The 27000-nt window shown below is 50.7% G+C and carries 20 protein-coding genes; 7 read left to right on the top strand and 13 right to left on the bottom strand.

Annotated features, from left to right (window positions below; translation table 11 throughout):
- The first annotated feature begins 108 nt into the window (after positions 1-108).
- The gene (gene crfC, locus OGY04_RS09495) at positions 109-2466 is read left to right on the top strand and encodes a clamp-binding protein CrfC (RefSeq protein ID WP_008786963.1); all 2358 of its coding nucleotides are present in this window, start codon (positions 109-111) and stop codon (positions 2464-2466) included.
- Positions 2463-3356: a diguanylate cyclase regulator RdcB family protein gene (locus OGY04_RS09490; RefSeq protein WP_286585179.1), complete on the top strand. Its 894-nt coding sequence runs from the start codon at positions 2463-2465 to the stop codon at positions 3354-3356. The genes crfC and OGY04_RS09490 overlap by 4 nt, the downstream gene beginning before the upstream one ends.
- Before the next feature lie 30 nt (positions 3357-3386).
- On the opposite strand, the gene kdgT is transcribed toward OGY04_RS09490, so the two are convergent.
- Positions 3387-4385, bottom strand: coding sequence for a 2-keto-3-deoxygluconate transporter (gene kdgT / locus OGY04_RS09485; RefSeq protein ID WP_003826735.1), 999 nt, complete (start codon positions 4383-4385; stop codon positions 3387-3389).
- A 699-nt stretch (positions 4386-5084) separates the two neighbouring features.
- Between kdgT and proP the strand changes: the two genes are divergently transcribed.
- Both proP and pmrR read left to right on the top strand, forming a co-directional pair.
- A complete protein-coding gene (gene proP, locus OGY04_RS09480; RefSeq protein WP_003826737.1) occupies positions 5085-6587 on the top strand; it encodes a glycine betaine/L-proline transporter ProP in 1503 nt (500 codons plus the stop codon).
- 149 nt (positions 6588-6736) lie between these two features.
- Complete coding sequence (gene pmrR, locus OGY04_RS09475; RefSeq protein WP_003826741.1) at positions 6737-6826, top strand: LpxT activity modulator PmrR; 90 nt, start codon at positions 6737-6739, stop codon at positions 6824-6826.
- Here pmrR and pmrB read toward each other — a convergent pair.
- The 7 genes from pmrB to melR form a co-directional block, all read right to left on the bottom strand.
- The gene (gene pmrB / locus OGY04_RS09470) at positions 6820-7902 is read right to left on the bottom strand and encodes a two-component system sensor histidine kinase PmrB (protein ID WP_153753880.1); all 1083 of its coding nucleotides are present in this window, start codon (positions 7900-7902) and stop codon (positions 6820-6822) included. The two genes, pmrR and pmrB, sit on opposite strands and share 7 nt — an antisense overlap.
- Positions 7903-8571, bottom strand: coding sequence for a two-component system response regulator PmrA (pmrA, locus tag OGY04_RS09465; RefSeq protein WP_008786966.1), 669 nt, complete (start codon positions 8569-8571; stop codon positions 7903-7905).
- A gap of 4 nt (positions 8572-8575) precedes the next feature.
- Complete coding sequence (gene eptA / locus OGY04_RS09460) at positions 8576-10213, bottom strand: phosphoethanolamine transferase EptA (protein ID WP_048215101.1); 1638 nt, start codon at positions 10211-10213, stop codon at positions 8576-8578.
- Between the two features lie 146 nt (positions 10214-10359).
- Positions 10360-11697: an arginine/agmatine antiporter gene (adiC, locus tag OGY04_RS09455; protein ID WP_003031853.1), complete on the bottom strand. Its 1338-nt coding sequence runs from the start codon at positions 11695-11697 to the stop codon at positions 10360-10362.
- A 127-nt stretch (positions 11698-11824) separates the two neighbouring features.
- Positions 11825-12586: an AraC family transcriptional regulator gene (locus tag OGY04_RS09450; protein WP_008786968.1), complete on the bottom strand. Its 762-nt coding sequence runs from the start codon at positions 12584-12586 to the stop codon at positions 11825-11827.
- A 314-nt stretch (positions 12587-12900) separates the two neighbouring features.
- Entirely contained in the window at positions 12901-15168 is a 2268-nt protein-coding gene (gene adiA / locus OGY04_RS09445; protein ID WP_003826754.1) for an arginine decarboxylase, read from the bottom strand.
- A gap of 237 nt (positions 15169-15405) precedes the next feature.
- Positions 15406-16338: a transcriptional regulator MelR gene (gene melR, locus OGY04_RS09440; RefSeq protein WP_003826756.1), complete on the bottom strand. Its 933-nt coding sequence runs from the start codon at positions 16336-16338 to the stop codon at positions 15406-15408.
- Positions 16339-16607: 269 nt separating this feature from the next.
- On the opposite strand from melR, the gene melA reads away from it, so the two are divergent.
- From melA to OGY04_RS09425, 3 genes are all read left to right on the top strand, one after another.
- On the top strand, positions 16608-17963 hold the full coding sequence (gene melA / locus OGY04_RS09435) for an alpha-galactosidase (protein ID WP_008786970.1): 1356 nt from the start codon (positions 16608-16610) through the stop codon (positions 17961-17963).
- 92 nt (positions 17964-18055) lie between these two features.
- The gene (gene melB, locus OGY04_RS09430) at positions 18056-19486 is read left to right on the top strand and encodes a melibiose:sodium transporter MelB (RefSeq protein WP_032942138.1); all 1431 of its coding nucleotides are present in this window, start codon (positions 18056-18058) and stop codon (positions 19484-19486) included.
- 2 nt (positions 19487-19488) lie between these two features.
- The gene (locus OGY04_RS09425; protein ID WP_032942140.1) at positions 19489-19743 is read left to right on the top strand and encodes a SemiSWEET transporter; all 255 of its coding nucleotides are present in this window, start codon (positions 19489-19491) and stop codon (positions 19741-19743) included.
- A 20-nt stretch (positions 19744-19763) separates the two neighbouring features.
- Here the strand turns inward: OGY04_RS09425 and OGY04_RS09420 are convergent, their stop codons facing one another.
- The 5 genes from OGY04_RS09420 to OGY04_RS09400 all read right to left on the bottom strand — a co-directional run bounded on the left by OGY04_RS09420 (position 19764) and on the right by OGY04_RS09400 (position 26683).
- Positions 19764-20387 (bottom strand): DUF2238 domain-containing protein, encoded by a 624-nt coding sequence (locus OGY04_RS09420; protein ID WP_032941584.1) that lies wholly within the window; start codon positions 20385-20387, stop codon positions 19764-19766.
- Between the two features lie 147 nt (positions 20388-20534).
- Positions 20535-22181, bottom strand: coding sequence for a class I fumarate hydratase FumA (gene fumA / locus OGY04_RS09415; protein WP_057068411.1), 1647 nt, complete (start codon positions 22179-22181; stop codon positions 20535-20537).
- A 96-nt stretch (positions 22182-22277) separates the two neighbouring features.
- Positions 22278-23618: an anaerobic C4-dicarboxylate transporter DcuB gene (dcuB, locus tag OGY04_RS09410; RefSeq protein ID WP_003031873.1), complete on the bottom strand. Its 1341-nt coding sequence runs from the start codon at positions 23616-23618 to the stop codon at positions 22278-22280.
- A 717-nt stretch (positions 23619-24335) separates the two neighbouring features.
- On the bottom strand, positions 24336-25055 hold the full coding sequence (dcuR, locus tag OGY04_RS09405) for a two-component system response regulator DcuR (RefSeq protein WP_008786975.1): 720 nt from the start codon (positions 25053-25055) through the stop codon (positions 24336-24338).
- On the bottom strand, positions 25052-26683 hold the full coding sequence (locus tag OGY04_RS09400; RefSeq protein WP_191226516.1) for a sensor histidine kinase: 1632 nt from the start codon (positions 26681-26683) through the stop codon (positions 25052-25054). Before OGY04_RS09400 ends, dcuR begins: the two co-directional genes overlap by 4 nt.
- Between the last annotated feature and the right edge of the window lie 317 nt (positions 26684-27000).

The following is a 27000-nucleotide window of genomic DNA, read 5'->3' as shown; positions in this document are numbered from 1 at the left end:
TTTTGATTTTAATTATTTCTATACGTAATTATAAAAGCCAAAAAATCTATAAATAAAACGATTGGGCTAAATAAAAGCAATGCCATTTGCGTTAAGGAAAAATTTTCCATGCACACACAGACAATATATGAATTAAGTCAGGAAGCGGAACGCTTGCTGATGCTCTCGCTTGAACATCTCAGGCAATTGCAAAAATTGCCTATGACGTCGTTGGATGATGTCGCGCTAAAACAAGGAGAGCATAGCAGTCAGGTTGTTCAGCCCCTGCATTTCAGCGCGCGTGGCATGGATGTCCAGCAAGCAACGCTCAATAATGAGCTGCGCAAGATTACGCGTCTGGAAATGGTGCTGGCGATTGTTGGCACGATGAAAGCGGGAAAATCGACGACGATTAACGCGATTGTGGGGACAGAGGTGTTACCTAATCGTAATCGCCCCATGACGGCGTTACCAACGCTAATACGCCATACGCCGGGGCAGAAAGAGCCGGTGCTGCATTTTTCACATGTCGCGCCGATCGATGCCTTAATGAAGGTTTTGCAGCAGCGCGTGCGCGAGTGCGATCGCCTGCGTCTTACGCAGACCCTGGAAATTGACAAGGATATGAATGTCCTGCTGCAACATATTGAAAATGGTGTGGCATTTGAACGGTATTATCTTGGCGCACAGCCTATTTTCCATTGCCTTAAAAGCCTGAACGACCTGGTGCGCCTGTCAAAAGCATTGGACGTTGATTTTCCTTTTGCCGCCTATGCCGCGATTGAGCATATTCCGGTTATTGAAGTTGAGTTTGTCCATTTGGCCGGACAGGCAAGCTACCCAGGGCAATTAACGCTGCTGGATACGCCGGGGCCGAACGAGGCAGGACAACCGCACTTACAAAAAATGCTCAATGAACAGCTGGTGCGGGCCTCTGCGGTGCTGGCGGTGTTGGATTACACCCAACTGAAATCGATTTCCGATGAGGAAGTGCGTCAGGCGATTATGGCGGTCGGCAAGTCAGTGCCGTTATATGCGCTGGTCAATAAATTCGATCAGAAAGACCGCAACAGTGACGATGAAGAACAGGTGCGGGCGTTGATTTCCGGCACGTTGATGCAAGGCGGAATTGCCCCTGAAAGAATTTATCCGGTCTCCTCAATGTGGGGCTATCTGGCGAACAGGGCGCGTCATGAGCTGACGACGCGCGGGCGACTGCCGGATCATCAGGAGCAACGTTGGGTGCAGGATTTTGCCGAAGCGGCGCTTGGCAGACGCTGGCGCACCACCGATCTTGACGATACAGAACACATCCGCCATGCCGCCGACCTGTTGTGGGAAGACTCGCTGTTTGAACAGCCCATCCAGAAAGTGATCCACGCCGCTTATGCTAATGCTTCGCTGTATGCGCTTCGCTCAGCGTCACATAAGTTATTGAACTATGCACAAAGCGTGCACGAATATCTGGAATTTCGCGCCCACGGGTTAACGGTCGCCTATGACAAACTGCGGCTGAACATCACGCATATTGAAGAGGATATGCAGCAGTTAGAAGTGAGCCAGGGGCGGGTGAGCGATGAAGTCAGCCATGAAGTAGAACTGGCGCTGGAGGCTGCCGCTGCCTATCTCAGTGAGCAACAGACTGAGATTCTTTGCGGTATCAACACGTTCTTTGTCAAAGAAAACGTCCTGATGATGTCACAACACGGTCTGGGGAATGCTGTGAATACGGCAGAAATGGCCGGAGAGATGTTGGTGCTGCATGATGAAGGGCAGGCAAAAATTGTGTTAGATAAAATTCGCTCGTCCTGTGAGGGGGTATTGCTGGCGGCGCAGGAAAGCATCAGCCGGGACTTAGCCCTGCGTTTTGAACAGCTTGAGTCGACGCTCTCCCGGGCGCTAAATGACGCGATGCGGCCAATTGAGCAAAGGGTGAAAGAGGAGCTAAACCACGCCGGTTTTCGTGCGCGGATCCGTTTTCCAGCGTTCCATACGGCGATGTTTAATTTCAATACCCGCCAATTGTTTAACGAGGCCATTGAGCAGGATATTCCGGCAGAAAATGTGCCGTCTACTGGCGGTGTGGTGCGTGACACTTTCTCTCGTTGGCTAAATCAACCCAACTGGGGATGGAATGATTACGTCGAAACAAAAACGCGTTATCTCATTGATATGGGCGCATTGCATAAAAACCTTGTGCAGTACGTCTCCCAGTTTTGCCAACAAATTCGTAAAGCTTTAGCTGCTCAGGTCGATATCTCCGTTACGGCTGGCATGGCCACATTTTTTGCTGATTTCTCTCTGTGCCTGGCGCAATTGCAGGCGAGTCTGAGTGAGAGTCTGACGCTACGCCAACAAAATGAATCCGCGGTGAATGCAATGAATGAGCAATTGCAGCAGCGCATTACGATTGCGGCATGGCTTTATGAAGATTCCCGATTGCTGCGTGACGATATCAATACCCTTTTTGCAACCGAGCACACATGACTAACGTTTTACTGGAAGGCCCCGGGAGGACGCTGGAGTGTGTCTACCCGAAGTTTATGGTCGATCTGGTTCAGGGAGATGAAACCAAACGTTCCGGCGGTTTTCTGCAACAGCAGCAGCGGCTGCGTGCACGTCTGACGCAGGAAGTGTTATCCCAGACGCAACTGCGTGCGTGGGTGATGGCGGGAGTGTCCAGCGAGCATCTGGTGATGCGCCTTAAGCTGGTGGAGAAGCTGGCAGGCATGATTGACCCGGGTCATCTGGCTCTGGTACGGATCTCCGAAGGGCTGATGTTTTTGCAACAAACAGAACACCCGCGTGGGCTTTCAACCCCCGGTCTTTTACAGCAAATAAATTCACTGACTGACTGGTTTACCCAACGCGAGGCGTATAAAGAGAAGGCGCTGACCCAGCGCGGCCTCACGGTTCAGGCGGGCGAGCATAGCGAACAAATTTTTACCCGCTGGCGGGCTGGCGCGTATGACGGCTGGTCGTTACCAGGACGCTGTTTTGTCGCGCTGGAGGAGCTACGTTGGGGGGCTTTTGGTGATGCCTGCCGGTTAGCGAATGCCGATGTGGTGTTAATGCTAAAAGACAACCTGCGAACCATGGCGGCTCAGGCGTTGGCGGATAGCGTGAATGCAGCGCCTGCTACGCGTCATTACTATCATCATTGGCTCAGCACGCCAGCTGTCGGCGGATCGGGCGAGTATAACGATATGCTGAGCTGGCTGGGGAGCTGGTGCGATGCGCAACGCCATCCTGTGAGCTGGTCGGTGACGCAGCGTTGGCAAAATGTGGCGCTGGGAATGCCGCGATTGTGTTCGGCAAAGCGGCTGGTCGATGCGATGGTTGAGGAGATTTTTGCACCGACCCTGCTCGTCAATTGAGCAGGGCTGGTGAGTAGGATAATGGCAGGTTTAGTGGTGTAGAGAGTCTGCCGGGGTGGCCACCGCTTCGTTGGCGACTAGGTTTTTATTAAAACGTTTGGCGTACAGCGCGGTGATAATCGGCACCAGAATGGCGGTGACAATTACGCTGGCGGCAACCAGCGCCGTAGCGGATGCGGCAACCGGTTCGAACGCCGGGTTAATCTGAGCGATAATCACCGGGTTTGCTACCGCAGCGCCTGCTGCTGAAGAGGCTGCGACGCCTGCCGTACCGTTCCCGCCACCAATAACACGGTCAGCAATAATCAGCGGGATACCGGTGATGACGATAACCGCGACACCCAGCAGGATACCCAGCAGACCGGTATCAACGATCACGCTCAGGTTAATAGTGTTACCCAACGCGAAGCCGAAGAACGGGATCAGCACCGGTGTGGCTTTGCTGAAGAAAGAACGCAGGTCGTGATCCAGGTTGCCCAACGTAAAGCCAATCAGGAACGGTAATACCGCGCCGATGAAATGGTGTGGCTCGAAGGAGGCCAGACCCGCAGAGCCGAGGATCACCATGGTCATTAACGGACCGGATTCCAGAGACATCAACACAAATGCGCCGGACTCTTCTTTGGTGCCGTACTGGTTCATCAGGCTGGCGTACAAACCACCGTTGGTCATGTCCATTGCGGAGACAATTGCCAAAACTGAGAGGCCTGCAAAGAACCCGGTTTGAATACCGGTATCAGGAATAAATGAAGCAGCAATCATTGCCACTACCCACGCCACGGCTATTTTGGTTATTACCAGCGTACCGGACTTGCGTAATACCGTACCGGTTGCCCGCAAATCAATAGATGCGCCGATACAAAAAAACCACACTGCCAGAATCGGTACCGTTCCGCTGATCATTCCTTTGGTAAACGAACCGAAATACGCACCGGTATCCGGAGCTAACGTATTTAACACTGCGCCTAATAACAGAGGAATCAACATCATTCCGCCGGGGATGCGTTCAATCGTGGCTTTAATTTTCATAAACGTCCTCATGTCTTGTCGCTGCTGAAACTCGCGCAAGAGGGTAAAAATTAATAAATTCAAATGGTTACTGGTGTTTCTTAACAAAGAAAATCGCTATCTCTTTGTTTTATAAAATCTAACGCGGCATACGTTGAGCGTGTTGCTGCTCCCAGGGATATTGCGTCTGGAATTAGTTTGCATTCATGGGAACATTGATTCAATCAAAATAAAACGATGTTTTAGTTATCTTCATCACATATTCCGAGCAAAAATTCCAGGTTGCTCTGATTATTAAAAAAGCTGTGATCTTTTTGTGAAGGGATTAGGTGGTTTTTTTGCTAGCAGAATAATAGTGACTGCTGTGATTGTTGGCGCAATAAAGCGATTTATTCTTGTATTTAATTGTCAGTAAATCGCAAGCATGACATGTAAAAAAGCTGACTAAGAATGACCTAATTTACGCATGTTGACGAAATGAAAAACTATATGTGAAGTTGATCACAAATTTAAACGCTGTTAGGGTAAAGAGGTCATTAACCGCCCAATCAGGCGTCAACAGGTTCGGTTGTACTGTGCGTTTCTCGTCAGTGTAAGTAAACCTGCTACGCTTGTTACAGGGAATGCGCCTGTGCATTCCCCGCTCGATGATGACCCTGACGCATGGGCGTTAGGGGACTCGAACTGGAGCGTGACAGGGCTAAGTCTATGAGGACGAGTATGCTAAAAAGGAAAAAAATAAAACCGATAACGCTGCGCGACGTTACCATCATTGATGACGGTAAATTGCGAAAAGCTATTACCGCAGCGTCGTTAGGTAATGCGATGGAGTGGTTCGATTTTGGTGTTTATGGATTTGTTGCTTACGCATTAGGTAAAGTGTTCTTCCCGGGGGCTGACCCCAGCGTGCAGATGGTTGCTGCACTCGCCACCTTCTCTGTTCCCTTTCTGATTCGACCGCTTGGCGGATTGTTCTTCGGTATGCTCGGCGATAAATACGGTCGTCAGAAGATACTCGCTATCACCATCGTGATTATGTCGATCAGTACCTTCTGTATCGGTCTTATTCCCTCGTATGCCTCAATTGGTATCTGGGCACCGATTCTGCTGTTGCTATGTAAGATGGCGCAGGGGTTCTCGGTCGGCGGAGAGTATACCGGGGCATCGATTTTTGTCGCAGAGTACTCGCCAGACCGTAAGCGCGGATTTATGGGCAGTTGGCTGGACTTCGGCTCGATTGCCGGGTTTGTGCTGGGCGCGGGCGTGGTGGTCCTGATCTCAACTATCGTCGGCGAGGATAACTTCCTTGAGTGGGGCTGGCGTATTCCGTTCTTCCTGGCTCTACCGTTAGGCCTGATTGGTCTGTACCTGCGCCATGCGCTGGAAGAGACGCCGGCGTTCCAGCAGCACGTGGATAAACTGGAGCAGGGCGATCGTCAGGGTCTGCAGGAAGGTCCTAAGGTCTCGTTTAAAGAGATTGCGACTAAGCACTGGCGCAGCCTGTTGGCATGTGTTGGTCTGGTGATTGCCACCAACGTCACCTACTACATGCTGCTCACCTATATGCCGAGCTATCTGTCGCATAACCTGCATTACTCTGAAGACCACGGCGTGTTGATTATTATCGCCATCATGATTGGTATGCTGTTTGTGCAGCCGATTATGGGTTTGCTCAGCGACCGTTTCGGGCGTCGTCCGTTTGTGATCATGGGCAGTATTGCGCTGTTTGTGCTGGCGATTCCGGCATTTATTCTGATTAACAGTAATGTTATCGGCCTGATTTTCGCCGGGTTGCTGATGTTGGCGGTGATCCTCAACTGCTTTACCGGGGTGATGGCGTCAACGTTACCGGCGATGTTCCCGACGCATATTCGCTACAGTGCGCTGGCCGCCGCGTTTAATATCTCGGTATTAATCGCCGGTCTGACTCCGACATTGGCCGCATGGCTGGTGGAAAGCTCGCAGAATCTGATGATGCCTGCTTATTATCTGATGGTGATTGCGGTAGTAGGTTTGATTACCGGCGTGACCATGAAAGAAACGGCTAATCAGCCGCTGAAAGGCGCGACACCTGCTGCTTCGGATATTCAGGAAGCGAAAGAGATCCTCGGCGAACACTACGATAACATTGAACAGAAAATCGAAGATATCGATCAGGAAATTGCTGAGCTACAGGTTAAGCGCACGCGTCTGGTGCAGCAGCATCCGCGTATTGAAGAGTAACGGTGTTATTGCCTGATGGCACTACGTTTATCAGGCCTACGGGCAGCATTGTACTCAGTAGGCCGGATAAGGTGTCTTATGATATCAACTTAAGGTTGGCTTAATCTGTGTCAGGCAAACTCTCCTCCATAGTTTCGGAGGAGAGTGTCATGAAAACCCGTATTTATGAAAGTTTGACCACCGTGTGCAGCGTGCTGATCGTCAGCAGCTTTTTGTATGTGTGGGTGAGCTCTTACTGATTTTTCGCCAATTCCACCCATGCGCGAGTGCCGCTGGCTCCCTGGCGATTTTGCAGATAGAAATGACCCTGATGTAACTGGGTGATACGACTGACAATACTCAGCCCCAGCCCAATCCCACCAAAACGGCTGTCCATTCGGACGAATGCTTTACTTAACTCCCCGCATTTACTTTCATCAATGCCCGGCCCTTCATCTTCGACGGCCAGGACGGCATCATGCTCAGTGTTCAGGCTAATCGTAATATGGGTGCCTTCCGGGCTATAACGATGCGCGTTTTCCACCAGATTTCGTAGCAGCATCCGCAACAGCGTAGCATCGCCACGCACGACAACGTCCGCCGCGCTTTGTGGCAGGAGCAGCGTCTGTTTACGTTGGTCCAGCATGGTGCTGAGTTCATCGTAGGAGGGCAGAATAACGTCCTCCAGCAGTTTGACATGCTGGTAGTTCCCGGCCGAAAACGACTGTCCGACGCGGGCGAGTTGCAGCAGCTGCGATACGCTGTCCATCATTTGGTCAAGGCGGGCAATCAACGGCGTAACGTCGACCTTATGGGTTTTGGATAATAATTCCAGATGCAGGCGAACGCCTGACAGCGGTGTGCGCAGTTCGTGGGCGACATCGGCGGTAAATAAACGTTCGTTTTCAATAGTGCTGGTCAGCCGCGTTACCAGGTCATTGAGCGCTGAGACAACGGCCTGGATCTCAACGGTTGAGCTGTGAATTTCAATCGGGGCCAGGTTATCAGCTGCTCGCGCTTCTAACTCTTTTTGCAGATCGGCAAGGGGACGGGTAATACGTCGCACCGCCTGGTAGCAAATTAGCAGCGTCAGGCTGACCATAAAGATGCCGGGGACGATCAGGCTGGCGATAGCCTCGCGGATCTCATGCATGATGTGGCGATCGTTGTTACGGTTATCGCGCAGCGCCTGTTCGAATAACTGTATTTGTTCGGTACTTTCGTGCCACAACCAGAAGGTGCTAATCAACTGAAAGACCAGCAGAATTAGACCGATCGTCAGTATTAACCGTTGGCGAAGAGGGAGAGGTCGTTTTAGATATTGCAGCAGCTTCACTTAGCTTTCCTCAGTGGCGACCAGCATATAGCCAAATCCCCTGACCGTGCGGATACGTGATTTCCCCACTTTATCGCGCAGATTGTGAATGTGCACTTCCAGCGTGTTGGTAGACGGTTCGTTATCCCAGCTGTAGATGTCGTTATACAAAATTTCCCGGTGTACCGGGCTGCCCGCTTTGAGCATCAGGCGTGACAGGAGCGCGTATTCTTTCGGCGTTAAGATAACCTCTTGTCCGTCCATCCACACCTGGCGACGACCGATATTCAGCGTCAGATTGCTGACAATTAATTCACTTTCACCCTGATTGTTGTGGCGACGCAGAAGTGCCCGGATGCGGGCGTGCAGTTCTTCCAGTGCGAACGGTTTGACCAGATAGTCATCGGCACCCACGTCCAGCCCGCTGACCCGGTCTTTGAGCGTGTCACGGGCGGTGAGGATCAGCACGGGGAGAGAGTATTTCTTCTGTCTGATGCGGGTCAGGAAGTGCAAACCGTCTTCATCCGGCAAGCCCAGGTCCAGAACAACCAGACTGTAATGTCCGGTCTCCAGACACTGCTCGGCTGCACGGGCGGTTGACACGCCATCACAGGCGTAGCCTTCTGTTTGTGCAGCGAGTATCAGTCCCTGTAGTAACAACGTGTCGTCTTCAACAATCAGAATTTTCATTCGTTTAGCCTCCCCGGCAGGGTTGCAGAATATCATCTGCCGCCTGATATTTCTGTGTTTGCACGCCCGTTAATCCCAGCAGAGTTGAGAAGAGATTATCCTGCGAGAAGTCTTCTGAGCTTGCCCGTTTTTGCAAACATGTCTGAGAGACCTGATAGCGTTGCTGATAATCCTCGGAGAGCCACAGCAGCATCGGCACATGTTTTTGCGTATCTGGTGCAATCGAATACGGCAGGCCGTGCAAATAGACGCCATTTTCCCCTAAGGATTCGCCGTGATCGGAAAGATAGACCAGGCTGGTGGTGAAATTATCCTGGTGTTCTTTCAGTATATTGATCGCTTTATCAACAATATAGTCAACGTAAAGAATGGTGTTGTCGTAAGTATTGACCAACTGTTGCTGCGAACAGGTCTGGATTTCGTTGGTATCGCAGGTTGGCGTAAATTTCTTAAACTGCGCAGGATAGCGGTTGTAATAGGTCGGACCGTGGCTGCCGATGGTGTGCAGCACAATCACCCCGTCGCCTTGCAGGTTATTAATGTACTCTTCCAGCCCGTGGAACAGGACTTCATCGTAGCATTCACCGTCAATACACTGCCCTGGCAGGTTCAGCTTAGTCATATTCTGGTGTGGAACCCGGTCGCAAGCCCCTTTGCAGCCGCCGTCGTTATCGTTCCACAGAACGTTAATTCCCGCCCGCTGAATGATGTCGAGTACGCCTTCCTGATGCTGTGCCAGTTCTTCGTCGTAGTGCGCGCGTGGCATATCCGAGAACATGCAGGGTACTGATACTGCCGTTGCCGTTCCGCAGGATGTGGTGCGGGGGAAATAGACCACATCATCTTTTTCCAGCAGCGGGTTGGTCTGGCGCGAGTAGCCTGACAGCGAGAAGTTATCGCCGCGCGAGGTCTCGCCGAGAACCACAATCGTCAGGTTCTTACGCTTTTCTTTCACCATCAACGGATTGCGATGTGCATCCTCGCCAATGCGCACCAGCGGCAGGTGGGCCAGTCGCTGGTGTGAATACCAAGATGACGTCGCCACAATGCTGTTGGATGGACTGAGGGATTTCACCAGTTCTTTGTTGTTGCGAAACAGTGAGGCGTAATCTTTATAGAAGAACGCAGCGACCAGCACGATCAGCAGGGCGGAGATCAGAATGTTCGCGCCACGAAACAGTACGCTGCGCATAACTGGCGTGATCGGTTTAATTTTTACCCAGCAGGCAATGAGCGCTGCCAGAATGCCGCTCACCCCGAGTGTGATGAGCATTTGCGGCGTCAGCAAAGCAAAGGTTTCGGCGGGCGTAGTGTCCATCATATTGGCGATCATCGAGCGGTCGATGATGATGCCGTAGGTCATGATGAAATATTGGGCCGATGCACCAACCAGAATGAAAATGCACGCCACCAGGCGATTAAGCCACAGGAATGAGGCCAGCGTCAGCACGATGTTCATGACGCTGAACGCGACGACTGGCATTGATAAAAACACCAGCACGTTACGCACAGAGTCCAGAGGCAGGTCTTGCAGCACTTGTTTATAGAACGCAATGTTCAGGAAAGTCGCAAGATAAAATGAGATCAGCAGAAGCCAGCTGATTAGCCCGAGAGTGGGCCTTTTAAACAAGAGCTTTAACATTAAGGGGGTTCCATCGACTATGTGGCGCAAATCCTCTCAAAGTAAAATTAAGCCAACCTTAAGTTCTTAATGTTGATTTTTCGAATATCAGCGAGGCAGCGGAGGCCCGATGAACTGACGCCATCGGGCAATGACGATTGCTTAAGTTAGTTATTGTTTACCGGGGCATCCAGTGGATACGGGTTTTTATGGATCCGGTTGTAGTTCAGTGCGTACAGCGCAGTGATGATCATCAGCGTGACGAACGACCACATCACTTCTTTGGCGCCGGAACCGACAACCGCCCAGATGCAGTAGACAAAGGCGATAAAGGTCACCAGTAAGTACATCGGGCGTGCTTTACCAAAGTGGCCATGGCCGAGCAGCAGCAGCGCGGCGCAGGTGTACAGATACGGCACCAGGGTGAAGATAACGGAAACCGAAGAGACCAGACCAAACTCTTTTGCTGCGTTCGGCGACATGCTGCTGAACTGGAAGATGGTCATCAGGATGCCGACGATAATTAACCCGGCCACTGGCGTACCGGCTTTGTTCACGCGGGCAAAAATCGGTGGGAACAGGCCGTCATCGGCTGCGGCTTTGGCGGTTTGCCCGGCAAGCAGCGTCCAGCCGCCCAGAGAACCAAGACACCCGGCAGCAGCACAGAAGGAAACTATCGCCCCAGCGGTGTCACCCAGCGCCATACGTGCGGCATCACCGAACGGGGAGGCTGATACACGCAGCGCCGCGTTAGGGATCATACCCATGATTGCGGTGGTGGAGAGCACGTAGCAAACAGCGGCAATCAGCACGCCGCCCATGGTAGCGATAGGTACGTTACGTTTGGGATTTTTAACCACGCCAGCCGCAACGGAGGCGCTTTCCACCCCGATAAATGACCACAAGGTGACGTTCAGAGTGCTTTGAATCGCGCCGAAGGTGTTCATCCCGCTGACGTTCCAGGCTGCCATATAGGTTTCACCGCGGAACCAGAACCAGCCGAAGACGGCAATCCCGACAATTGGCACCAGTGCCAGTACCGTTGCGACGGCCTGCACGCGGGTGATCATTTTCGGTCCGACAATGTTCAGTAATACGAAGATCCACAGCACTACGACGCAGGTCAGCGTCAGGACCAGCGGATCTTTTAAGATGGGGAAGAAGTAGCTCAGGTAACCGACGCCAATGACCACCATGGCGATGTTACCAATCCAGCAGGCCAGCCAGTACAGCACGTTGGTCTGGTAGCCCAAAAAAGGACCGAAGCAGCGGCGGGCGTAAGCATAAGAACCACCGGGACTGGAGTCTAAGGACGACATTTTGGCGTACACCATCGACAGTGCCAGAGCACCGATAATCGTGACCAACCATCCGTAGATTGCAATCCCGCCAGTTGACGCAAGGTTTGCGGGTAGCAGGAATACACCGGAACCCATAATATTCCCCGACACCATAAGGGTGACGGGGATTAAGCCCACTTTGTGAGCATCAGCATCCGTCGACATATTTTTTAACTCCTGATAAGGATAAATGACGCCTTATCATACCTCGTCAAAAGTCTATTTAATGATGACGGAGCTGGGGTATCGCTAATGCTGATATTATTATGGCTTATCGCTAACTGATTAAAAATCAGGCGGCGGATGGCTCCCTATGTTGACTCACATAATGCAGAGGCGTCATCCCATAGAACTCTTTGAATACGGAGATAAAGTATGAGGTACTGTTATATCCACACAGTTGAGAGACCTGAGAAATGTTTTTGCCGTCCATCAGTAATTGATTGACGGCATATCGCATGCGACATGTGGTAATTATTTGGCTGTAACTTGTATTTTCACTTTTGAGCTTTTTCTTTAACAAACTGGGACTCAGGCATAAGCAACTGGCAACCATGCTTAAATTCCAGTCTTTATGTATATCGCTCTCAATAATGTGATAAACGCTATCGCTGATACAGTTGCGCAGCATATACATGAGCAAAGAAATAAACTTTTTGCTGTCGAGAAAGCGTGATAACACCGTGAACAGTAGCGAGCGCGTACGCTCTCTTTCAGCTTCGTTCACTGTGTCCATTACGCTGTGTTGGGCTGCCACCCTGAAGACATCCGGCGTCAGACACGCGGCGGTCATCACTGGGCTGGCACTGCGTTGCCAGAGTGGGATCTGTGAAAGGTCTTTATTTAAAAAGCGCAGATAATCTTTAATGATATCGCGGCTGATATGTACGACCAATGCGTTATTAAGTGATGAGAAATCGATAATATTATTATCGCATGCCACCAGCGCCATATGATTAGCTTTTAAACTGATGGCTTCTTTACCGTTAATCCTTAACCAAACATCCTTCTCCGTTAATACAACAACACAAGCTTCTTTGCTGCAAAGCCTCATACCCAACTCCAGGAATATGAACATAAAACACCGTAGCTCAACATCAGATGAGCCAAATCGGCTAAATTGAAATTGTATGATGAAACCAGGACTGCAATAAAATAACGTGTCTGAAATTAATTACAATGTTTGGCGGGATTTTTCTTATGTACACATTTTTGTACGCAAGTGGAAAGGCGCTATTTGCGTATAAAAAAAGCGCGGGGTGGTCCCGCGCAAAAAGGTATGACAATGTTATTGTTTTGCAGCAATACTCAGGAATTACTCAAGCATGACATGTCTACCTTAAACATCGGACTATCTATAAAACGACATTATGCTTTCACGCACATAACGTGGTACACACCGTCAATAATTTCCGTTCCTTCGGTTTCATGTTCAAATCCAGGGAAGTGGTGGTCCCAGGACTGCAACGAACGTAGATAACTAATCTGCGGGCTATTGGCGTCGCCAAAGTTTTCCCCGGACAGCAGCATCGGAATTCCTGGTGGGTAAGGAATAACGGAATTCGCGGCTATACGACCCGGCAGATTTTCAATGGCCACCATCTCAACGTTATCGCTGACTATCGCGTTATAGGCTTCACGCGGGGTGATTTCAGCAACAGGCAGGCCGGAGTAGGCCGCGTTAAGACGTGCGCCAGGGTTGTTCTCTTTCAGCCAGGCGAACATGGTGTCGCCCAGATCGTGAATGCCCATGTTGGCGTAAGTGTCTGGATGTTCCTCAACCAGTTCTGGCATCACCTGTGCCAGCGGGGTATTGGCATCGTAATGGTGTTTGAAAGAGCACAACGTGTTGATCAGTGTGCCCCATTTCCCGCGGGTAATCCCCATGGAGAACAGGAACATAATCTGGAAATCGGTGGTACGGGTCGGCACGATGCCGTGGCGGCCAAGCCAGGCGGTGACCAGTGCAGCCGGTACGCCGTTCTCTTCCAGTTCACCATCGTCGCCCATCCCCGGAGCCAGAATGCTGACTTTGATCGGGTCCAGCATGCTCCAGTTATCCGGCAGGTCTTTAAATCCGTGCCAGGATTCACCCGGGCGCATTACCCAGCAGTTCTGGTCGGTGGTCAGGAGTTGAGTTGGCGCATCGGCAAAGTCATAGGTTTTGCCGGTCTGCGGATCGGTCACAATCTCTTTGTTCCACGGTTTGAAGAACCAGTCGCCTTCGGCGGTGAATTCTTTGTACAACCGCGCCATGGCCTGACGGAAATCGACCGCTTCGTCGATCACTTCCTGGGTGAGCGACAGGCCGCTGTTACCGTCCATCATGGAGACCGCCACGTCGTTTGAGGCGCAGATGGCATACAGCGGAGAGGTAGTGGCGTGCATCATGTACGCCTGGTTAAAGCGGGAAAAGTTCACGGCCCCACGACCTTCACGAACGTGAATGTAAGATGCCTGAGAAAGCGCATTCAGCAGTTTGTGGGTCGAGTGGGTGGCAAAAACGGTAGGACCGTTATGATCGCCCGGCGCGCCACGCATGGCGTAGTGATCGGCGTAAATTGGGTTGAAGCGAGCATAGCCGTACCAGGCCTCATCGAAGTGGATGCGATCGCTGGTTTGCGCGAGCAGGTCCTGGGCCTCTTTGGCGTTGTAGCAAACACCGTCGTAGGTACAGTTGGTCACAACGCTGTAAGACGGTTTTTGCCCGGCTTTACCTTTGGTCAGCGGGCTTTCGCTGATCTTTTTCTGCAATGTTTCAGGCTGCATTTCCTGCGGGTAGATAGGCCCGATAATGCCGTACCGGTTGCGGCTTGGCACCATGTACACCGGTTTTGCCCCGGTGAGGATAAGCCCCTGCTCGATGGATTTATGGCAGTTACGATCCAGCACCACGACGTCGTTGTCGGTCATACAAGCCTGCATGATGGTGCGGTTAGAGCCGGAAGTCCCGACCACCACGGACCAGGAGCGGTCAGCGCCAAACACGCGGGCGGCATATTTTTCGCTCTCGCCAAACGCGCCGGTATGATCCAGCAGCGAGCCGAGCGATGCACGTTCAATACCCATATCGCTACGGAATAAGTTTTCACCGTAGTAATCATGATAGAAACGACCGGCTGGCGTTTTGGTGAATCCGACGCCGCCCTGGTGACCCGGTGCTGCCCAGGAGTATTCATGGATGTCGCCGTACTTCATCAGCGCGCTGAACAGCGGTGGCAGAAGTTGTTGGCGGTAGCGGGTCATCGCCGCAACGGCGCGACCGGCGATAAAGTCTGCGGTATCTTCCAGAATCCAGGCGAATTCATCGACAAGCTCCAGCAGGTCGCGATCCAGCGATGCGGTGGCTTTTTCGCGATCGCCCAGCAGGAAAACAGGTACGTTTTGCTGGCGCTCGTGGAGCTTGCCGATCAATTGCCTGACGTTGAGGTGCTCGTCTTGTTGTTCCATTTGATAGCTGAACATCAGACAATCAATGGCTTCATTGGCGGCGAGGATTGCGTAACCATCGTCGAATGAGGTGGACTTAATGACGGTAACATTTTGGCGGCTTAATGCGTCAGCCAGACGTTCGACAGCGCTACCGACCCAGGTGTCCTGATGCAGAAACTCACTTTCAACAATTAATACTTTCATCATCTTTTACCCGGTTGTGGAAAGGTTGCAATCTATGAATTGCAGACACACCGTATGAATGTGACGCAGGCAAGTATTATCCTGTCAAAATGGGCTGTAAAGCGGGTGAAAAATAGTCTGATTTGTGTTTAATTTGTTTTTAAACAGTAGGTTATGTTTGCTTGTTGGCGGTTTTTCACCGCCGTTTATCGACAGGGGGAATATTTTTTTGGCTGATACTGATATTGCCGAATGATATCAACCAGCGATTGTTTGCCGATGCTGCTGGCTTAGTTTGCGGTACTGCTGCGGCGACATGCCGACAAACTTGCTGAAGGTGTCATAAAAACGGCTGCTGGATCGGAATCCGGCAGTCAACGCAACGTCGAGAATGGTTTTATCGGTATCGCTAAGCAATGCGCGGACGTGATTGATCCGCATTGCCGTGATGTACTGCTTCAGGGTGAGTTGCATTACGCGTTGGAATATCCCCATCGCGTAGTTGGCGTTGAGCTTCACGTGTTCCGCGACGTCGTTGATGGTGAGCGCCTGATCGTAGTTGTCGGCAATAAAGCTCAGCATTTGGCTGACGTAAAATTGGGCGTGCCGCGACACGCTGTTTTTGTGGGTCCGCGAGGTTTTATTGACCAGGATAGGCTGCCAGCCGGAAAGGCTAAACCGCTTGAGCATCAGACCAATTTCATCAATGGCGAGCTGGCGAATTTGTTCGTTCGGGTTGCTCAGTTCCTGTTGCCAGCGCTGAACCTCAAAGGTGCTCAACTGCTGCGACGCCAGCGATTTGATGACCATTCCATGGGTAACATGGTTGATCAGCTCGCGATCCAGCGGCCAGGAGAGGAAAAGGTGCATCGGTAAATTGAAGATAGCCATACTTTGGCAGCTGCCCGGACGCGTGAGCTGATGCGGTGTACAGGCCCAGAATAGCGTGATGTGTCCCTGTTTTATCTGCACGACTTCGTTGTTGATAAGGTACTCGACGTCACCATCAAACGGAACATTGATCTCCACCTGCCCATGCCAGTGGCTGGCAGGCATAGCATGCGGTGAGCGCAACTCTATATCCATCCGTTGATATTCTGAGTACAGCGATAGCGGGCTGCGGGTTTGTTCTTCATCGCTACTGCACATGTGCGGATCGGGAGGGAGAGGCGATGTCGGTAATGTACTCATGGTTGCTCCATTTCCTGAATTATCAGAATCATGTCATTTAACACGTATTAAGGCTGAGAATCAGGACACAAATTGGACCGTTACCATTGAGCATAGCGACATTTTGCGGCCGCATACTCTGCTTTTTGGGTAATTTTGTCCCATAAACTCAGATCCAATAGGGCGCAGAGTGATGATCTGAGTTTATGGGAATGCTCAGCAGGGAAGTCGGAGGTTTTCATCTATGCGCTGTGCCACCATGACTGTGTTCACTAATGTTCTGGAGAGTCATGATGTCTGCACCCAAAATTACCTTTATCGGCGCCGGTTCCACGATTTTCGTCAAAAATATTCTTGGGGACGTCTTTCACCGCGATGCGCTTAAATCTGCGCATATCGCCTTGATGGATCTCGATCCTACGCGTCTGGAAGAATCACACGTTGTTGTGCGCAAGTTGATGGATTCTGCGGGCGCGTCTGGACGAATCACCTGCTATACCGATCAAAAAGCAGCATTACAGGATGCTGATTTTGTGGTGGTCGCTTTCCAGATCGGCGGCTATGAACCTTGTACCGTCACCGATTTTACGGTGTGTAAACGCCATGGCCTGGAGCAGACGATTGCCGACACGCTGGGGCCGGGCGGCATCATGCGCGCGCTGCGCACCATCCCGCATTTATGGCAGATTTGTGAGGATATGACCGAAGTCTGTCCGCAGGCCACAATGCTTAACTACGTTAACCCGATGGCAATGAACACCTGGGCAATGTATGCACGTTATCCGCATATTAAGCAGGTTGGGTTGTGTCATTCGGTGCAGGGGACGGCGGAGGAGTTGGCCCGCGATCTGAACATCGACCCTGCTTCTTTGCGCTATCGCAGTGCCGGGATCAACCATATGGCGTTTTATCTGGAGCTGGAGCGCAAAACGGCGGACGGTGCCTATGTGAATCTCTACCCGGAGCTGCTGGCGGCCTATGAATCCGGTCAGGCGCCGAAACCGAATATTCACGGAAATACCCGTTGCCAGAACATTGTGCGCTATGAAATGTTCAAAAAACTGGGGTATTTCGTCACCGAATCGTCGGAGCACTTCGCCGAATATACGCCGTGGTTTATCAAACCGGGGCGTGAAGATCTGATTGAGCGCTATAAGGTGCCATTGGATGAATATCCGAAACGTTGTGTGGAACAGTTGGCGAACTGGAAAAAAGAGCTGGAAGAGTACAAAACGGCTGAGCGGATCGACATTAAACCGTCGCGCGAATATGCCAGCACTATCATGAACGCTATCTGGACCGGTGAACCGAGCGTCGTGTATGGCAACGTTCGCAATGACAATCTGATCGATAACCTGCCGCAAGGCTGCTGCGTTGAAGTCGCTTGTCTGGTCGATGCAAATGGTATTCAGCCAACGAAAGTCGGGACTCTCCCGTCACATTTGGCGGCCATGATGCAAACCAATATCAATGTTCAGACCCTGCTAACGGAAGCCATCCTGACGGAGAATCGCGATCGCGTTTATCACGCGGCGATGATGGATCCGCATACCGCCGCGGTACTGGGGATTGAAGAGATTTATGCGCTGGTGGACGACCTGATCGCGTCTCACGGCGACTGGCTGCCGGCCTGGCTGCACCGTTAATACACAATCACGCCGGGCATTGTATCCGGCGTTTAACCTCTGACGTTTCCTCTTACAGAAGGCGGGCGCTGGTAACAGCGACCCGATACCCTATGAGCATATCTCTGACAACAAAACTCAGTTATGGATTTGGAGCGTTTGGTAAGGATTTCGCCATCGGTATTGTGTACATGTACCTGATGTATTACTACACCGACGTGGTGGGATTATCGGTGGGGCTGGTCGGAACGTTGTTCCTGGCGGCAAGGATTTGGGATGCGGTAAACGATCCCATCATGGGCTGGATTGTGAACGCCACCCGATCGCGCTGGGGAAAATTTAAACCCTGGATCTTACTCGGTACGCTGGCGAACTCATTGGTGCTGTTTTTGCTTTTTAGCGCACATCTTTTTGAGGGTACTGCGCAGGTCGTATTTGTTTGCGTGACGTATATATTATGGGGAATGACCTACACCATTATGGATATTCCATTCTGGTCACTGGTGCCAACCATTACGCTGGATAAACGCGAGCGTGAACAACTGGTGCCGTACCCCCGTTTCTTCGCCAGCCTTTCTGGGTTTGTTACCGCAGGCGTGACGCTGCCTTTTGTGAGCTATGTTGGCGGAGCCGATCGTGGTTTTGGTTTTCAGATGTTTACGCTAATTCTCATCGCGTTCTTTATCGTTTCCACCGTTGTGACGCTACGGAATGTGCATGAGGTTTATTCGTCAGACAGTGAGGCCACGGCAGACAGCAGTCGTCTTGGATTGAAAGCGATCGTTGGGCTCATCTATAAAAATGACCAGCTATCCTGCCTGTTAGGTATGGCACTGGCTTACAATATTGCATCTAATATCATTGCTGGCTTTGCCATTTACTATTTTACCTACGTGATTGGCGATGCAAGTCTCTTCCCGTACTACATGTCTTACGCAGGTGCGGCAAACCTGTTGACGCTGATTTTCTTTCCTCGGCTGGTAAACGCGTTGTCACGACGGATCTTGTGGGCTGGGGCATCGGTGTTGCCGGTGCTTAGCTGTAGCGTACTACTGGTGATGGCGCTGGCAGATTTCCATAATATCTTACTGATTGTTATAGCGGGTGTTTTACTGAATATTGGTTCTGCGCTTTTCTGGGTGTTGCAGGTCATTATGGTGGCGGATACCGTTGATTACGGCGAATACAAACTTAATGTTCGTTGTGAAAGTATCGCTTATTCGGTGCAGACAATGGTGGTAAAAGGTGGGTCAGCATTTGCCGCTTTCTTTATCGCGTTGATACTCGGAGTGATTAATTACGCGCCAAATGTCGCGCAGTCTGCCGAAACCATCGTTGGCATGCAGTTTATTATGATAGCGCTACCCGCACTCTTTTTTGTGGTGACCTTAGTCCTGTATTTCCGCTTTTATCGACTGAATGGCGACACCCTGCGCAGGATCCAGATCCATTTACTGGATAAGTATCGCAAGGTGCCGCAGCACCATGAGCAACCGGATATCCCGGCTATTGCGGTAGTGGCTCCAGGCGATGTGAAGGCATAGCGATGGAATGGCATTCGTTGATTGGGTATTTGGCGGCCAGCCTGACGACACTCTCTTTCTTACCGCAAGCCATTAAGGTTATTACCACTCGCAACACGCAAGGCATCTCCGGTTTGATGTATGTGATGTTTGTGTGCGGGCTGGTTTTGTGGCTGATTTACGGATTATTGATTGAAGATACTGCCGTCAGCATGGCGAACTTTCTGACACTGTTGTTCGCCTTGCCGATTCTGGTTATCAAGTATCGCAGTAGGTAATGTAGATTGCCGGAGAAGCGTTAGCGCTCTCCGGCCGTTTTCAACTGCCGATTGTGCCAGCCCGCCAGTGCGAGGACCGTTGTTAACGCACCGAGCAGGGCGCAGAACATGTCCGACTGGGTATCCCACGGGTCACCCTGCGTGCCAAGGAAGTCATCCGCACCTTGTCCCATTGCCAGCGCCGCCCACCATTCGATGAGTTCATACATTGCGCTAATCGCCAGTGCTACGCAGCAGACCAAAAATGCCAGCATCTTACGACCACGGACAATATTGCCGCGCACTAAAATCTCTCTTGCCGTCAGGGCTGGTACCAGCCCCTGGAAGAAGTGGCCCAGCTTGTCATAGGGGTTTCGACTGAGATCCAGCCATTCCTGAACCTGAAAACCGACGGGGACTTTGGCGTAGGTATACATCCCGCCTACCATCAGAATGATGGCGTGCAAGAAAATCAACGTATAAAGCAGCGGCGTCAATGGGTACTGCTTCATGGTTGCCAGTAACAGCGGGACGACAATAATGACTGGCGTGACTTCCATCAGCCAGGTGATTTTCTCCGAGGCAGAGATACCGGTGTAGATAAGAATCAGCGCCAGGATCAATGCGCCGGTGCGCAAGATTGTGGGGTTCAGAGTGCGGAGCATTGCGAATTCACACGTAATGGAAAAGGTCACTATTCCCTGTGAACGGCAAAAATTCAATACCAGTAAATGGGGGGATAAAGTTGGCCCGGGGGGATCGCTGGACTGACGCCAAAAATTTAGTGCCAGTCCAGTGCCGGGCCGAATGGGTTACTTCGCGCAGTTAGCGCATTGTTTGCTGACGATTTGCTGGAAGAAATCGTTGCCTTTGTCATCGACCAGAATGAAAGCCGGGAAATCTTCTACTTCGATTTTCCAGATAGCTTCCATACCCAGCTCCGGGTATTCCACGCATTCCAGATGCTTAATGCTCTGCTGCGCCAGTACCGCTGCCGGTCCACCGATGCTGCCTAAGTAGAAGCCGCCGTGTTTGTGGCAGGCGTCAGTCACCTGCTGGCTACGGTTACCTTTTGCCAGCATGATCATGCTGCCGCCGTGAGACTGCAACAGGTCAACGTAGGAGTCCATACGACCCGCGGTGGTTGGACCTAATGAACCGGACGGGTAGCCTGCAGGTGTTTTGGCCGGACCCGCGTAGTAGATCGGATGATCTTTCACGTACTGCGGCAGACCTTCGCCGGACTCAATACGTTCTTTTAACTTCGCGTGGGCAATGTCACGACCAACAATGATAGTACCGCTCAGTGACAGACGAGTAGAAACCGGGTACTGAGAGAGCTGGGCGAGGATCTCTTTCATTGGGCGGTTAAGGTCAACTTTAACCACTTCGCCTTCGCCCGCCTGGCGCAGAGATTCCGGAATGTACTGACCTGGGTTATGTTCCAGTTTTTCAATCCAGATCCCTTCGCGGTTGATCTTGGCCTTGATGTTACGGTCTGCGGAGCAAGAAACGCCCATACCAACCGGGCAGGATGCGCCGTGGCGAGGCAGGCGGATCACGCGGATATCATGTGCGAAGTATTTCCCGCCGAACTGAGCACCAAGGCCGAGTTTTTGCGCTTCTTCCAGCAGTTCTTGTTCCAGTTGCAGATCGCGGAACGCCTGGCCGTGAGCATTACCTTCAGTCGGCAGCGCGTCATAGTAGTGTGTGCTGGCCAGCTTCACCGTTTTGAGGGTGCTTTCCGCTGACGTACCGCCAATAACGAATGCGATGTGATACGGCGGGCAAGCTGCTGTACCCAGCGTGCGCATTTTCTCAACCAGGAAGTTTTTCAATTTGCCGGGAGTCAGCAGCGCTTTGGTTTCCTGATACAGATAGGTTTTGTTGGCTGAGCCGCCGCCTTTGGCCACGCACAGGAATTTGTATTCGTCACCGTCCACGCTGTACAGATCGATCTGTGCGGGCAGGTTGGTGCCGGTATTTACTTCTTTGTACATATCCAGCGCCGCGTTTTGCGAGTAGCGCAGGTTATCTTCGATATAGGTATTAAATACGCCTTTGGAGAGCGCCGCCTCATCGCCGCCGCCGGTCCAAACACGCTGACCTTTTTTACCCATGATGATTGCCGTACCGGTGTCCTGGCAGGTTGGCAACACGCCTTTGGCGGCGATTTCGGAGTTTCTCAGGAACTGCAGCGCCACGTACTTATCGTTTTCGCTGGCTTCGGGATCATGGAGAATTGAGGCGACTTGCTGTTGGTGTTCTGGGCGGAGCATGAAGGAGGCATCGTGGAAGGCTTGCTGGGCCAGTAGCGTAAGTGCTTCAGGGGCTACTTTCAGGATTGTTTCGCCTTCAAACTCGCCGACGCTGACGTGTTCGGATGTCAGCAGGTAGTACTCAGTTTTGTCTTCCCCCAGTGGGAAAGCCGCCTGGTAAGTGAATTCAACTTTTGACATTTGCTTCCAGCCTTTTCATTTTTCTCAGGAATTTTAAAATTCTCTGTGTCTTCATGGTGGCGTGCCGTACCAACGTGGACGGCACGCGAACTGTGATTACAGGAAACCGTACATTGCGGCGAAGATCCAACCAAAGACACAGGATACGCTTACGCCGATCAAGCCAGGCAGAATGAAGCTGTGGTTGATAACGAAGCGGCCGATGTGGGTGGTGCCGGAACGGTCAAACTGGATAGCAGCCAGATCGCTCGGGTAGGTCGGCAGAATGTAGTAACCGTAACATGCCGGAGCAGAAGCCACGATGTACGCGGGATCAACCCCGATTGCCAGAGCGACCGGAACAATCGCTGCCAGCGCCGCTGCCTGGGAGTTTACAAATTTGGATACCAGCAGCAGAACAATTGCGTAGGCCCACGGATACTCTTTCACCATATTGCCCAGCACACCTTCGATTTCTGTCATGTGCGCGCCGAACATTGTTTCGGCCATCCAGGCAATACCGTACACCGCCACAATCGCGATCATACCGGAACGGAAGACTTCGTTTTTAGATATTGAAGCGGGATTGGTCTTCGTCAGGATAATAATCAGCGCACCGGTCAGCAGCATGAACATCTGGATAACCAGCACCATTGACAGCGGTTTGCCGCTAAAGGTAGGACGCAGCTCAGAGAACGCGCCAAGCACGGCAACAACGGCGATAGCGGCCAGGAAGATCCACATGGCCAGCCAGTTGCTTTTCGGCAGCTTTTTGTCTAACAGCGTGGCGGTATCGCCATACACATAGTTATGGTTTTCAGGTACGGAAATGAACTTCTGGAACTCTTCATCTTTATCCAGATCCTTACCACGGAACCAGCTGAAGATACCGATCGCCAGGATACCCAACAGGGTAGACGGGATGGTGATGCTGAGCAGGTCGAGGAATTCGAGATGCTTGCCTTCAAACGTTACGTTACCCAGCATTGCCACCAGTGACACAACGGCTACAGAAACCGGGCTGGCGATAATCCCCATCTGTGCACCGATAGAACTCGCCGCCATCGGACGTTCCGGGCGAATATTGTTCTTAATGGCAACGTCATAAATGATTGGCAGGATGGTGTATACCACGTGCCCTGTACCGCAGAGAATCGTCAGGGTGCAGGTAACGAAAGGTGCGACGATGGAAACGTATTTTGGGTTACGGCGCAGCAGCTTTTCAGCGATTTGCAGCATAACGTCAAGGCCGCCGGAGGCTTGCAAGGTTGCCGATGCGGCCACCACGGCAATAATAACCAGCATGACATCTACAGGTGGTTTACCCGGCTGGAGATGGAAAACGAAAACCAGAATGACCAGGCCGATACCGCCTAATAAACCCAGCGCGATACCGCCCTTTCTGGCACCATAAAACAAACATATTAATATTATGAGAAGTTGTATACTAAATAACATTTTATTTACCCTCGCGAAAAACCCAGTCAATTTTTGAAAAAATGGATCGGTGCCACATTCTTTTTTGCCGAAATAGGCATCAAAAAATGGTCAGTATTCGATATATCCGTATTTGTGATTAATGTTCAAATTTCTGGCTAGAATGTTTTTTCAAATTTATGGAAATATTTAGCTTTTTTCTGTGGCTTTGATCAGAGGAGAAAATCCTCAGGCGATGGGAAGCAGAGCTGGGCATGGAAAGCTGCGGTTGACGCTGTAATTTATCTGTTTTGCGTTTTCCGCTATTACGTGAACCACCGACAGAATGGGTGAGTAGATTATTTATGTGATCACGGTCACGCCATCTCATAATGTGATGAGGTCGGCGTGCGGATACTTTTATTTGCTCACAAAAATGTACGGTGTCCATGGTACGTAGCATGGTCTCCATTGCTACCAGTCTAGATTTTGTATGTCTGGTTAATTTCAGACTAATCCTTTATGGGTAAAAATACACACTCTGCGAGTTAGATAATACTTAATTAACTTTTGTTAGCGATTTTGAAATTAAAAACAGTGTGATGGTTGTCAATATTAAAATAATACATTTAACATGTCGGATACAAATATATTTGATCTAACGCAAATTTATAATTTTACAGTGCCAGCTGGTGAAATTGGGATTTTTCATTATTTTAATAATTGTTACTTTCAAATAACAAATAATCCCAAGTGTATTTATTGGCAATATTGTTTAAGCAATGAGTAGTGTTCAGCCTGCACGCGATAACGATAAACAGGTCTGCCGGTCACGCCATAATGGATGCTGGTAAATAAGATGTGACAATTGACGAGCCAGATAAGGTATTTACGGCAAGAGACGCGCGAGATATTGACCTCGTTGGCCAGCTCATCCGTGGAGAACTCCTGATCCTGGTGCTCATCAATCCACTGACACAGCGTGCGTAACGTTTGTGGCGTTAACCCTTTAGGTAAGCGCCGTGCTTCCTGTTCATTGGAAGAGCTGCCGTGAATCAGCTGGTCAAGCTCAGACTGTTCATAATATTGATGCTTGTCCATCTCATTTTTCTTGTGCAGCCAGCCGGTGAGCGCCTCTTCAAACCGGGAAGCCTGGAAAGGTTTGATCAGGTAGTCAACAACACCGTAGTGAAGTGAATCTTTGATGGTGGTGGCATCAGCGGCGGAAGAGATGACGATGACATCACACTTGCAACCTTCGCTGTGCAGAACCGGTAGCAGGTCCAGACCGTTTTCTTTTTGCATATAAATATCTAGCAAAATCAGATCGATATGATGACCGCTATGAAAGATTATCTCTTTTGCTTTCTCCAGCGTGGAGGCTGTGCCGCAGCAGTGAAAACCGGAGAGTTGCGCGACATAACGGCGGTTTAATTCCGCTACCATTGCATCGTCATCGACAATTAAGACATTGATCATCTGCTGGCCCTCTCACCATTCCACGGTAACTGTACAAAAAATTGGGTGAAGATCCCAGGTTCAGACTCGACGGAAATATTACCGCCAACGTTTTCAACCTGTTGTTTAACAAGCGCTAAACCAACGCCCCGTTCGGTTCCTTTTGACGAAACGCCCTTCTCAAAGATGTGCTCAATGTTTTCGGGGGCAATCCCCGGACCATCGTCATTCACTTCGCAATGCAACCAGCCGTGTCGATAATGCAAGGATACGCTGATCTCACCACCAGGTTCTTGACCTAGCGCCTCCAGGGCGTTTTCAATCAGATTCCCCAGAACGGTAATCAGTACCGCCACCTGATCTTCGTTGCTATTTTCCGGTAACTGGCTTTCATTGCTAATGACCAGACTATGGCCTAAATCAGATGTGCGATTAATCTTACTGAGTAAAAATCCTGCGATCACCGGTGATTTTATTTTTCCTAACAGTGAGCCAATTTCTTCCTGATAATTGTTTGCGGTCTTCAGGATGTAATTTTCAAGCTGCTTATAACTTTTCAGATGCAATAATCCCAGAATCACGTGCAATTTATTCATGAATTCGTGGGATCGTTCACGAAGTGCGTCGGCATAGTTGACCATACCATCCAGACGTTGCATTAGTTTTCGGACTTCAGTCTTATCTCTGAAGGTTGAAATGGCACCGATGATTTTACCGTTGCTGAGTACCGGGACCGTGTTAATTAAGAGTAGCCGATCCTTCACCATGATCTCTTCATCGCGGCGCGGCGTACCGTCATGTAGTACCTGTGAAAAATCGACCACCTGTGACCACGCATGGCTGAGTGTGGAGAGCTGGGCATCATCTTGTGATTTGTGATAATCCAGCAGCTCCTGCGCCGCCTGGTTAATCAGCGTCACTTCACCGCACTCGTCAACGGCAATAACACCTTCCTTTATAGAGTGCAGCATCGCCTGGCGTTGTTCGAACAGATTGGAGATTTCATAAGGCTCCAGGCCAAACAGAATGCGCTTGAGGACTTTGACTAATACCCATGTGCCGAGTAGCCCAACCAGCACGCCAAATAAGATTGACCAGATGATGCTGCCGCGGCTGTTATTGATCTGCTCAGTCACTCGGCTTAGCTCAAGGCCGATCGACACGACGCCAATCTGCCGGTGATGTTCGTCATAGATAGGAGTAAATACACGTAGAGCTTTAGCCAGGAATCCGCGATTAATGGCGACATTCTCTTTACCCTGCAGGGCCAGCAATATGTCATCACCTTTAAATGGCTGACCGATTCGCTGCGCTTCGGGATGGGAGTAACGAATGCTTTGCATATCAGTGACGACGATAAACAAAAAGTCGTTGCTCTTATTCACCGCCTGGGCAATCGCCTGAATGCCGCTTTCCTCGGGCTTTTTCATTAGTCCCTGGCGGATCTCCGGAGAGTTGGCTAGCGTTCGCGCGACCGCAAGCGCTTTACTCGCTAATGCATCGCGCGTCATGTTGCTGATCTGCGAGAAATAAATCAGATGAACGACAAGCAGCACGGAGAAGAGTACTGCACTAACCATGAGGATCACGGTGGTGCCAAGCTTCATCGGGCGTTTACGTATAGCAGTACGTTGCAGGGAGTATCTCATCACGGTCCTGAAATCACGGTTTGTGCGGGTATTATTGCCTGATGGGGTGCGTAATTCAAAGGTGGTAGGGATTATGGCGCTTAAGTTGTCAGTCCTTCTTCTTTATATAGCGTAGAGTGAATTTCTTTCTATATAGAGGTTTTCATACCGATTCTCTCCCTTTTTAGGGACGCTTACAGATAATTTCCTTACGATTGTGGATAACTCTGTGTGTAAATGGGTATAAGGCGGGGTTTTGCTGTGGAATGCAGCAGTCAGTCATTTTTCTGTCATTTAAGGGTTGCGGGCCGCAGGAAACTCCCTATAATGCGCCTCCA

The sequence above is a fragment of the Citrobacter sp. Cpo091 genome (genome assembly GCF_030332645.1).
Lineage (GTDB): Bacteria > Pseudomonadota > Gammaproteobacteria > Enterobacterales > Enterobacteriaceae > Citrobacter > Citrobacter portucalensis.
Note: the sequence above shows the minus strand (reverse complement) of the source record. Positions and strands in the feature narration are given on the sequence as shown.